Origin of the sequence: Pacificibacter sp. AS14 (assembly GCF_038899935.1) — a bacterium.
GTDB lineage: Bacteria > Pseudomonadota > Alphaproteobacteria > Rhodobacterales > Rhodobacteraceae > Celeribacter.
On record NZ_JBBMQI010000005.1, the window covers coordinates 1 to 11155 of the forward strand.

An 11155-nucleotide genomic window follows, 5' to 3' on the forward strand; every position below is an offset into this window, starting at 1 on the left:
ACTCAGCGCCACGCTCTTGATGGCGACCTTGGCAACACCAGCCCAGGCTGCCCGGCCAAAGTCAAAAGTCCCAGGGGCGACAATCGTTATCAACGGCGATCCAGGCGGCAGCGTCCGCGACCGCTACGGTGAGATCCAACAAATCAATAGATTGGGTCAGCGCATTGAAATCCGCCGCGGATCCTGCATGTCCAGCTGTACAATGTTCTTGGGCGCCAGAAATGTCTGCGTGACACCAACAGCCGTCTTGGGCTTCCATGGTCCATATAGGTTCGGATCAAAACTGACCCAAGCTGAATTCGACCGATGGTCAAACGTCATCGCGTCACACTACCCGCCAGCCATCAAAACCTGGTACATGACAAGCGCACGCTACAGCACACGAAAACCAACAAAACTCACAGGTGCCGAGCTCATCAAACTAGGCGTACAAAGATGCCCGTGAGGGTAGCCTATGGAGGCGCAGTGGGACCAGAAATATTCCAGTGCTTTTGCGCATAGGCTGTGACGCCTAGGGAGTCCAAAAAAGCGCAAACGCTTTCGTCTTCAAAGTAATTTACTTTGGCTTCGCGTAACCCACCCATATTGGTCGACGTTTCCTTGCCGAGAGCCGATGACAGCCCTGTTTCCAAATCTGAAATCAGCTTTGTAGACAGAGATTCTGAGGCAACGCGTCCGACGCGGAGGTCCTCGAATGTCAAAAATTCGAAATTTTCGGTAATACGGCGCGAAAAGTCGAGCCAGTAGTCGACAGGATGCGCCAATAGAAAGGCTTTGAAGCGATCCAACCCAGTCATTGATCGCCAGATCAAGTCCGAAGGTTTTGGTTTGGTTTTGTGGATTTTGAAAGTCAGCATAGATTGAATTTGGTCAAATGGATTGCGTACAACACTGATCAATTCGACGGGGCTGCGGTCAATTTTACGTAGCTCTTCGACCGAGTCGATATGACCAACTACGAATTCACCGGGGCCAACAATTGACGCCAATGCGCTTGCGCTACAGGTAATGGAGCGCTCTGGTGGGTTCCAATGGATGACGTTCATGTCGACACCACGGTTGTCGTGTAAAAAGTCAGAGGACAGGTGTAAGTCAAGCGGCTTATACCCAGAGGCGGTCAAAGCCTCGGCAACCAAATAAGTGCCAGATTTTGCCAGTGTGTTGACCACAACAGCAGGCTTGTCTGACATTTTCTCTTGCAGGGGCCCAAGATGTAGAACTGGCTCCAAGTAGTGCGTGCCAAGCGTATGAGGGCGAAAATGAAGTGGATCCGCTGCGCTTTCAATAAGTGTCGAGGTCTCAACGCCATTGATGTCGTAGAAGGCAAGAACCCCGTCGTCATAGGCATACGAATGCTCGTTGCTGTTCTCATAGACTTGAATGCGACCGTCGCTGGCAAAGGTCATATAGCCATAAGGGCCTTGCCCGATAGCACCAAACAAAAAGACAGTGCGTGTCACGGATGACTGGTCTGAGGCCATTAGCTAAGCTCCAAATTTAAAGAACTGAAATCAACGCTTTCGCAGCGTTCTGTATAGCGTCATGGCGCTGCGAAGTGGTTTTGTGACGCGCCATGACACACTGTTTTTCATGTAGTGCAGCTCGCCGCCCATGTGGGAGCTTTCATGATGCATCCGATGGATATCGGCGAAAGCCGTTTCACGAAGATCGCGTTCTTTGCGCAGCGTTTCCATTGTTTCATGCAAAACATCGGGTGGGGAGCTTTCACCGCAGGCCAAGCTGCGTCTTGAAAATTCCAGTTTGCCAATGATCGATGGGTCAAGCTCGATCGCTTGCGGCTGGTTTGTTTTGGGTTTCACGGGCCGCGATTCGTTCGGGTAGGATTCATCAAATGCCTTGAGTTGCGGGCAAAAAAACATCCGAAACTCTTCCATCTCGCCCGACGAAATGAGTTCAAAACTCGACGCTTTGAGGGAAGGATTTGAAGTTACATTTAAGAAAACTTCAGAGGTTGTTGCACGATCCATATCGAGCCGTTTGAGCATCAAAAGATTGGCGGCAATGGCGTCGCTAAAGGAATCGTTGATGCGTGGTACGTCGAACTGAATTGTTGGATTGCCTTCAATATCAAGAACGGAAGAGATCCAAGGGATAGAACCGCCTGCTGCGCGCATTGCACCAGCAGAGACGATGTGATGTTTTGTGACGTTGCCATTCTTGCTGATTTGATCTGTAATGGCGTCGTAGTCGAACAAGCCGAGCTGGTTTAGCTTGCACCAAAACGTGCGTGTGGAGTCAAACATCTTGTTAAAGGGATTGGCCGTCACTTCGCGGAAGTAACTTGCAAACCAATCATCTTGGCGCCGCAGCGCTGTCATCACTTCGATGTTGCCATGGTCGATGGAATCGATGATTTTTGTCGTCAACGCCACGACGTTTTTGTCTTTATCTTCTAGGTCATATAGAAAGCGGTCAGAAAAAATGTTCTCAGCAGATAGGATAACTGTGTGAACTTTATACGGCAGCGTTTTGAGCTGTGCGGCCAATATCCGTCCGATGGCCCCTCGGTTATGAACGTGGCGATTGATCAAAATGGAGTGCCCTGAACATCTGTTCGAACGGACGCCGCGCCCGCGTTCAATGCCGATATCAGGATACCAAATACCCATTTTTAAAAGGGCCAGACGATTGAGTTCTAGGAACTCTTGCATCGCCGAGGAACCTGTTTTGGGCATGCCAATATGCAGCACAACGCGATCCACCAAGGATCGTAACGCTTCACCATGGTCATCAGCGTCGTTCTGGGCAAAGTCGTGGCCGCGATTGAAACGCACGTAATGTGCGACCGCATTGTTAGCCCAGTCAAATTTTGATGTCTCGGACAAGGCGAGCAGTTCAGAAATGTGAAGCCGGTCGCCGCTTAGAAGGCGGGCAAATAGGTCGTAACGCCCGTGTTCACAAGCGATACGTGCGACGTCCATTGTGCCTTCGGATTTCGCCTCGTCATTGGGGGGGGTGCGCTTGGAGAATTGTTCGGAGAACAGTGGGTCAGCGTCCGCCGTGAGGGCGTAGATCGCGTTCATGTAGTCCATAAAGAATGGCTCGAACTCAAGGCGTTCGCCGTCAGCGTCAACAATTCGATGGATACCTTGTTCCAGTATAGGCTTCCAATAGGTGAAGGTTTGGCGCCAGTATCGCCCAGCGTTTGCTGTGGCAAAATCGGAGGAATCAGTTTTCGATATGGCTGATTTTTCAAGCGCCGCGTTCAGCAGCTGCATGTGAATCGTAAATTGATTGAGCTGATCAAGGTCAACACGCGCCATGGTACTGTCATCATGCGCGCGGTAAACAATCGCGACGTCGGCTATTTTCCCAATCCGTTTTGCGTTGGCTAAGGCTTCGACAAAATACAAACGGTCTTCTCTTTGGCGTAGTTTGCTTGAGAACTTGAGACCTAAATCTTTCAGGAATGACGTCTTATACAAAATTTGCCAGCACTGCGAGACATCCACCAATTCTGGGGCTGTCGTCACATCAACAACGTCGCCAGGTTTGATGTCAATCGCTGTTGGAGTGGTTAAGCGTAGGTCACGATTTAGGCGCTGATAATCAGCAACGCACAGATCCAGATCATACTCGCGTGCCGTGGACATCCATTTAGATAAGTACTTATCATCGTTGTAGAAATCGTCCGAATCTAGATAGGTGATATAGTCACCTTGTGCCATGTCAAAACCAAGGTTGCGACCTGCGGCTTGGCCTCCGTTTTTCTTCAAAATCTTGACACGCAGATTGTCATGATCCAACGCCATAGAGCGCAATATGTGGAATGTCAGATCAGAACTGGCATCGTCAATCGCGATGATTTCAACGGAAACGTTTTTTTGCATCAAAATGGAATTGATGCAGGTCTCTACGAATTGTTCGGCATTGTAGCAGGGAACAATAACTGAAATGTCGAATCTAGGTTTGGAGATCATCTGGTTTGGCTCATTTTCAAAGTAACAAAGAGACGTAGGGGAGCAACTGGTAATGGCATCGAGCTTTAACGGCTCAATTAATGTCTGAAAACAATACAATTTGCACTAGGCATTCGCAAGGCGGTGGTCTGATTAGGTCTTTTTCTATCGAATAACGTGTTGTGTGTCCGCTAAGGTTATTGCCGGTGGATTTGCTTGCCAATTGACGAGCCAAAACATAGGGTCTGGCAAAGTCTGATGTTTCAACAAAGTGCTTAGCAAGTCACATCAAAGGCGGCCGAAATTACGCTCATCAATCGAAGTCGGGTTTGTTGGTTGACGAAGTCGTGCCAACTATTGCCTGCAGAATAAGAGAAGGAAGTGCTTTCTCAGTAAGAAAGCCACGTTGATATGATCAAGAACCTCTGCATTCACATCGGCGATCATAAATCTGGGACCACATCTATACAAACGGCGTTGGTGGACCCAAGTTTAAAGGTCGATGGCCGTTCTGTTTGCTACCCATCACGCCGCAGCCATAATGGTATCGCCAAACATATCGTAACCAAGAACAACTCTGTATTTTTGGAAAAAAGGCTGGCCGCAATCGCTTTGGACTTCCAGAACTCTGATGCAGAGTGGGGATTTTTGTCGGCTGAGGAGTTTGAGGGGTTTCATGCGAAGACGCTGAACGATGTGATAAAAAAATGGTTCCCCGATCATCTTGATACGGTCAAAATCGTTGCCTACGTGCGACCGCATGCGCAGCGCTTGGTGTCTAACTATGCCGAAGACGTCAAGATTGGTTGCTTTACTGGCAATTTGCGCGATTATTTTCATCACGAAATCAGCACAAAAAGATTCATTTACACGCCGCGTTTTAAAAGCTGGCGGCAGGTGTTCGGTGAACGGTTTTATCTGCGCCCTATGGTGCGCGATCAACTTTTTGGTGGAGATGTGTGTCTCGATTTCTTATCGATGGTTTGCGGAACGACAGATATCGAAATGCCCAAACCCAAGAACACCAATTCATCTCTCGGCCTTGAAGATTTGGCGACAATGCGGATGTTTCATCTGGCCAATTCCGAGCGTCCGCCGAATTGGCGTCATGCGCTTGGATGGCATTGGCAGACCTTGATGAGTGAGATGTCAGGTGACATCACGTTGACCCCCATCGCATTGGACGAGGCGCTCGCCAAAGATGTGTTGAACGCTTATGAACGTGATGCAATCGCTCTTGATGCAAAGTTTTTTGACGGCACTCAGATGTTTGACAGTCTCAAACGAGACGTTCTAAAAACTGTCCCTCTTCCTCAATCCATAAAAGCCGAAGACCATTTTGGCGAAGCCGAGCTTGGTCGCTTGAAGGTTATGGCCCGTTTGATTGCTGATATGTCGGCGTTAACGCCCGGCAAGCAAATCGAGCACATCCGCGACCTGACGACGAAAATTCTTGTGAAATAACCCGCCAAATCCCTAAGTCTGAATGGTTCACTGATCAGACCGAACCAGTGGCGTTTTTATCAAATTTTAGAAAAGCGAAATCCTGTGATTACCCTTCAAAACATTGTCTTACCTGATTTAGATATCTGCGCAGAGCAATTGGTCTATGCGCGCCTGAACGATAACTGCGCTATGGATTACGCGCAGTCTTCGTTGGTTTTTGCACCGGGGGGGAAAGCGACATTCGATACCTATTTCAACAGTTTTACGTTGAAAAAATGGGCGCAAAATACTGCGATTGAAGATCTGCTGTTCGAAATCGAAGGCACGGGAACCGTCGCAATTGAGGTGTTTCATGCGCCTGGAAATGGTTCATGGTCGTTGTCACGCAGTCAGGTTGTGACGCTCAAATCGGGCGTGCCGGAAACTGTGGACTTAACAAGTCTGCTGGCAGAAGACGACCTTGGGCTGGTTTACTTCGGGTTGAAAGCCCTGAGTGACGCGACCGTTGGTGCCATGCGATTTATGTCCAGCGCGGAACCCGCATCTTGGCCAAAGCTGGCAGTTAGTGTCACGACGTTCAAGCGCGAGGCGGCTGTCGAAAAGACCGTGGCCCGTGTTGAATCGTTCATCGACAGCTATGTCTATGGGAACAACCTGCATATTTTTGTTGTCGACAATGGTCAATCAGCTGACATCCAATCCTGCGCGCATACGACCTATATTCCCAATGATAATCTTGGCGGGGCAGGCGGGTTTTCGCGAGGGCTATTAGAGGCTGAAAACGCTGGCTTCACCCATGTGTTGTTCACCGATGATGACGCATCCTTTTCGACTGAAAGCCTGCACCGCACTTACGTCTATTTGGCGTTGGCGCAAGACGAGCGCACGGCTGTCGCGGGCGCTATGATCAACAACCAACACAAATGGCAGTTGTGGGAAAACGGCGCGAGCTTTGATCGTGGATGCAAGCCGCAGTACCACGGCCTTGACCTGCGGGATATCGGCGCATTGCACGGCATGGAAATCGAAACATCAAGCACCCCAGACCCTAATTTGTATGGGGGTTGGTGGTTCTTTGCCTTTCCGATCAAGCAGGCAAAATTTTATCCGTTTCCGTTCTTTGTGCGCGGCGATGACGTCAGCTTTTCCCTAGCGAATGATTTCAAAGTGTGTGTGCTGGGCGGCGTGGCGAGTTTCCAAGATGGCTTCGTCGAGAAAGAAAGCCCGATGACGTGGTACTTGGATCTGCGCAGCCATTTGGCGCATCACTTGCAACTGGAATCGATGGATGTTGGGGCCTTGCGGACTGCTAAAATTGGTGTCTGGTTTGTGCTACGCAACTTCATTCGGTTTCACTATGAGACCATTGAGGCCTGCCATTTGGCTATTGAGGACGTGATGCAAGGGCCGCAGTTTTTTGACGCAAACAAAGACATGGCGGAACGTCGCGGACGCATCAAAGCTATCACTCATGCAGAGGTGTTCACGTCGATGATGCAGGGCGAGAAACGCCTGCCTATGCGCAGACGTCCGATCGCACAAAAATGGCGCTTGGCCTTGTCGCGGATCACATTAAACGGCCATTTAATTCCGTTTTATGGACGTTTGGGGCCGCGTGTCGCTGTTGAAGCGCGTGATAAAGGGATCGTTGGCATGGCGTGGGGGGCACGCGAAATCACCTATATCGATTCTGTGCGCGAACTGTCTTACACCACGAAAATCGAACAGCTACGCGGTCTCAAGTTGCTGTTGAAAACGGCTAAGTTGTCCATAGACTTGGTCCGCCGCTATCCTGAACTGGTGGCCGAATACCGCAAAACCTACCCAGAAATTGCGGCCAAATCTTATTGGGAAGACGTCTACGCCACGAACAGTAAAGAGGCCGGTTCAGACGATCCTGCATAAAGCTGGATTATGGCCTAACGTTGAAGTCAACGCTGGAGCGCCGTGATGGTGATACAGCGGTGCTGGCTATGCTGACCGCCACAAGGGTCATGTGCTGATGTGAAAACCAAAGTCATTTGACGTTTCACATCCGCACATATCTGAGCCTCTTGATCTGAGTGTCGTTGTAAACTGCCCCCTACATAGGGTGCGTTGAAAACACCGGTGGCTTTTCGCCTGCATCAGTCGCCGCCAAAAAGGCACGCGCGGCGTCCAAAGCTTCGCGGATGGTCACATCCATGTTCAGATAGCGGTAGGTGCCAAGGCGACCAATAAAGGTCACGCCAGTCGTCGCCTCTGCGCGCGCGATATAATCTGCCAACATCTCTTTGTCGTCGACCAATCGCACGGGGTAATAGGGGATGTCATCGGGTTCCATCGCGCGGCTGAATTCTTTGTAGCACACGGTTTTGTCGTGGCTTTCCCAAGGCGAGAAATGCTTGTGCTCGGTGATGCGCGTATAGGGCACGTCTTGTTCGCCGTAGTTCATCACGGCGCAGCCCTGAAAATCGCCGTCGGCGCGGAAGGCTTCGAAATCCAAAGTGCGGTAAGCCAAGCGACCACTTTCAAAACCAAAGTAGCCATCAATCGTGCCAGACCAAAACACGTGATCATAGCCGTCACGCATCTCTTCGGTGAACGCGGTGGATATGCGCACATCGATATTCTCATGGTCAAAAATCGCGTCAAACATAGGGGTGTAGCCGTCTTTTGGCATGCCCTGATACTTGTCCATGAAATAGTTATCGTCATAGTTGAACCGCATCGGCAGGCGCTTCAGGATCGACGCCGGCAACATCTTGGGATCAAGACCCCATTGCTTGCGGGTGTAGCCCTCGAAAAACGCTTCATAGATATCGCGGCCAACCATGGACATGGCTTGCTCTTCAAAGTTCTGCGGATCGGTGATCGTTTTGTCTGCAATCTCGCCGATAAAGTCTGCCGCCTCAGCTGGGCGAAAGGTTTTGCCAAAGAACTGATTGATGGTGTGCAAGTTGATCGGCAGAGAAAACACTTGACCCTTGGACGTGGTTTTGACGCGGTTCTCGAACGGCATGAACGTGGTGTAGCTGTTCACGTAGTCCCAAACTTCGTCATCATTGGTGTGAAAAATATGCGGCCCGTAGGTGTGGATCATCACATTGGTGTCAGCGTCGCGTTTGGTGTAACAATTGCCGCCAATATGGGCACGGCTGTCGATGACAGAAACCTTGTGACCCTTTTGCGCCAATTCACGTGCCACAACTGCGCCTGAAAACCCTGCACCTACAATAAGTATTTTCACGAATAGCCCCATTTATAAACTCTTTGGTCTGCCTGAAGCATAGGCCAACGTGGGTCAAGTCCCAGCAAAAAATTGCTGGAATACTCAGCGAACTTTCGCGGAACTTTGGCTTTGAGTATCACTTGGATAGTATAGTCACAACCAAGTGATTGTGTGCAGCCAAAGGATGTAACGTGCGTTCGAGTGTTTTAAAACCCTACGTTGCAATCGTGGCGACCGCAGCCGTTGTGTCCTTTGTTGGATGCCAAAAAGGGGCAGCCATGTCGAAACGAAGCCCCTCAGCCAACCCCGAAGTGACGAAAGCAGCGCAAAATGCCATTTCCGGGGTTCTTTTGAAATGCGACAGCGCGGGCCTTCCAGACGATCGAACCTTTTGCTTGCTGCTGGCGCGCGCGTTGAAGGCAAAAGGTTTGACCGTTGTCCCTTATGCGGGGCAGCCAGCGCAGAGGCTTGGCGCTGAACTGGTCATCTTAGAAACTGTCGGTTTACAGCGCACCGCGCTGGGCCTGTCATTGCGTCTCAAGTGGACGTATGGAGCGACCGGCCAAATCGGTCAATCCAAAGTCGCCGGCCTGCGCGCCCTAGATGCGGATCTCACGGTTGATATGTATGATCATTTTGTCTTTGGGCTGGTCAAACCTCAAGTGTTGCCATTTTTACGATAATCTTTTTGATTTGATAACCAGCGTATAGTTAGCATCACATCACCATACTTTTACCAATTCACGGATCTAGATTGATCCATAACACATTTGTCTCGGAGTTCGATAATGTCTAATTTCAATACATCAGACCTTCTTTTTAACGATAACACTTCGTTCTCTTCGGCTGGTAAGCTGTTTAACTTGTCTGGTCTGACAGACGCCGACGATGTCATTTCTTATGCAGGATCAGGCGATGGTTCACTCGATGAACTCGCTGACTATCTGACAACAGGATATTGGTATTACAGCTCTGGAGTATCCGGAACGACTTTTGATACGCGCTTCAGCAACATCATTACAGTAAACTTGTCAGGTCTTGATACGGCGGGGCGTCGGATGGCCGAAGCTGCCCTTGAGGCTTGGGAAATGGTCGCGGATCTCAAATTTGAGCTCACAACCAGCAGTGCAGATATCACCTTTAAGGATAATTCTGGCGGGGCTTATTCGTCGGCATCGTACTATGGAAGCTACACGTTATCGGCGACGATCAACATTCCGTCCAGCTGGCTGTATCCGACAGATGAAGGGTCCTACGGCGACTATGACGACTACGGATTTCAGACCTACATGCACGAATTGGGGCATGCTTTGGGTCTCGGTCATCAAGGGCCTTATAACGGTGGCGCTGTGTATGGCGTCAGTAACGAATTTACCAACGACAGCTGGATGTACTCCGTCATGTCGTATTTTTCGCAAACCCAAAACACAGATGTCGACGGTAGCTATGCGTATGTGATGACCCCAATGATGGTCGACATCATTGCGATTCAAGATCTGTACGGCGCTCCTGGCGAAGGGTCTGCGACATGGGGGGCGACGATATGGGGTCATAATTCCAATCTTGGCACCTATTTGGATGAACTTTTGAATGCCGCAACGGGTGGCACGCAATCATACGTGGGCGAAAACCCCATGACGTTTACGATTTATGACGCCGGCGGCATCGACATTATCAATCTCAGCACAATGAACGATGATATCGACCTTGATATGCGTGGCGCGCAGTCCAGCTCTCTGGGCGATTTGGTCAACGTGGTTCATATCGCACGGGGCACTTTTATCGAGAACGCCTATCTTGGGGGTGGCGATGACGTTGTGACGGGCAACTTTGTGAACAACTGGATCCGCTCGGGCACGGGTGACGATGTTGTCTTTGGCAACGGAGGCAACGATCGTCTCATCTTGGCGGGTGGGGCTGATCTTGGTTACGGCGGGAATGGCAATGACACCGTCGATGGTGGATTTGGTGACGACCGTATGTTTGGCGGCAACGGCGATGACCGTATGTTCGGCGGCAATGGCAGTGATATTGTGAATGGCGCGGCCGGCAAAGATGTTATTTTCGGTGGCAATGGCCAAGACACCATTCAAGGCGGCAACGGCAACGATAAAATTTTCGCTGGCGCACAGAACGATTCCATATCAGGCGGCTTTGGCAAAGACTATATCGCGGATGGCTTTGGCAATGATATCATCAATGGCGGTTGGGGCAGCGATATGATTGTGTTCGCTCAAGGCGATGATACGGCCACTGGCGGCGGCGGGGTTGATTACTTTGTCTTCGGATCGAATGATGGAAATGACCGTGTGACCGATTTCACTTTGGGCACAGATGTGCTGCGTCTTGACGATGCATTATGGGACGGCGATCTATCTGCCGAAGAGGTTATTGAAGCCTATGCAAGTGTTGATAGTGCGCAGACGGTGTTCACATTTGACGATGGCGAAATTCTAACGCTGTCCAGCGTAACGGATTTAGGCGCTTTAGAAGATTCTCTCGTGATCATCTAACATCTACAACAAACATGGATAAAAAAGTTTGCAGATGTTGCGGGCCTTTTTTGCGTCTGCCGGCA

At 50.1% G+C, this 11155-nt stretch carries 8 protein-coding genes; 5 read left to right on the forward strand and 3 right to left on the reverse strand.

Features of this window, described 5'->3' with window-relative positions:
- On the forward strand, positions 1 to 445 hold a 445-nt coding region (locus WNY38_RS06835), incomplete at its 5' end, for a hypothetical protein (protein WP_342856587.1).
- Positions 446 to 452: 7 nt separating this feature from the next.
- On the opposite strand, the gene WNY38_RS06840 is transcribed toward WNY38_RS06835, so the two are convergent.
- Together WNY38_RS06840 and WNY38_RS06845 are read right to left on the reverse strand one after the other, a co-directional pair.
- Positions 453 to 1481 carry a hypothetical protein gene (locus tag WNY38_RS06840; protein WP_342856588.1) on the reverse strand — a complete coding sequence of 343 codons (1029 nt, stop codon included), beginning with the start codon at positions 1479 to 1481 and terminating at the stop codon, positions 453 to 455.
- A gap of 30 nt (positions 1482 to 1511) precedes the next feature.
- On the reverse strand, positions 1512 to 3941 hold the full coding sequence (locus tag WNY38_RS06845) for a glycosyltransferase (protein ID WP_342856589.1): 2430 nt from the start codon (positions 3939 to 3941) through the stop codon (positions 1512 to 1514).
- A 390-nt stretch (positions 3942 to 4331) separates the two neighbouring features.
- Between WNY38_RS06845 and WNY38_RS06850 the strand changes: the two genes are divergently transcribed.
- A complete protein-coding gene (locus WNY38_RS06850) occupies positions 4332 to 5384 on the forward strand; it encodes a hypothetical protein (protein ID WP_342856590.1) in 1053 nt (350 codons plus the stop codon).
- An 84-nt stretch (positions 5385 to 5468) separates the two neighbouring features.
- On the forward strand, positions 5469 to 7271 hold the full coding sequence (locus tag WNY38_RS06855; protein WP_342856591.1) for a hypothetical protein: 1803 nt from the start codon (positions 5469 to 5471) through the stop codon (positions 7269 to 7271).
- A 178-nt stretch (positions 7272 to 7449) separates the two neighbouring features.
- Here the strand turns inward: WNY38_RS06855 and glf are convergent, their stop codons facing one another.
- Positions 7450 to 8595, reverse strand: coding sequence for a UDP-galactopyranose mutase (gene glf / locus WNY38_RS06860; protein ID WP_342856592.1), 1146 nt, complete (start codon positions 8593 to 8595; stop codon positions 7450 to 7452).
- Between the two features lie 260 nt (positions 8596 to 8855).
- On the opposite strand from glf, the gene WNY38_RS06865 reads away from it, so the two are divergent.
- Both WNY38_RS06865 and WNY38_RS06870 read left to right on the forward strand, forming a co-directional pair.
- Entirely contained in the window at positions 8856 to 9260 is a 405-nt protein-coding gene (locus WNY38_RS06865) for a hypothetical protein (protein WP_342856593.1), read from the forward strand.
- A 105-nt stretch (positions 9261 to 9365) separates the two neighbouring features.
- Positions 9366 to 11090 carry a M10 family metallopeptidase gene (locus WNY38_RS06870; RefSeq protein WP_342856594.1) on the forward strand — a complete coding sequence of 575 codons (1725 nt, stop codon included), beginning with the start codon at positions 9366 to 9368 and terminating at the stop codon, positions 11088 to 11090.
- Positions 11091 to 11155 lie beyond the last annotated feature (65 nt).

Coding starts and splice junctions, on each gene's coding strand:
- WNY38_RS06870 (WP_342856594.1), top strand. CDS start 9,366: ATGTCTAATTTCAATACATCAGACCTTCTTTTTAACGATAACACTTCG.
- WNY38_RS06850 (WP_342856590.1), top strand. CDS start 4,332: ATGATCAAGAACCTCTGCATTCACATCGGCGATCATAAATCTGGGACC.
- WNY38_RS06865 (WP_342856593.1), top strand. CDS start 8,856: ATGTCGAAACGAAGCCCCTCAGCCAACCCCGAAGTGACGAAAGCAGCG.
- WNY38_RS06845 (WP_342856589.1), bottom strand. CDS start 3,941: ATGATCTCCAAACCTAGATTCGACATTTCAGTTATTGTTCCCTGCTAC.
- WNY38_RS06840 (WP_342856588.1), bottom strand. CDS start 1,481: ATGGCCTCAGACCAGTCATCCGTGACACGCACTGTCTTTTTGTTTGGT.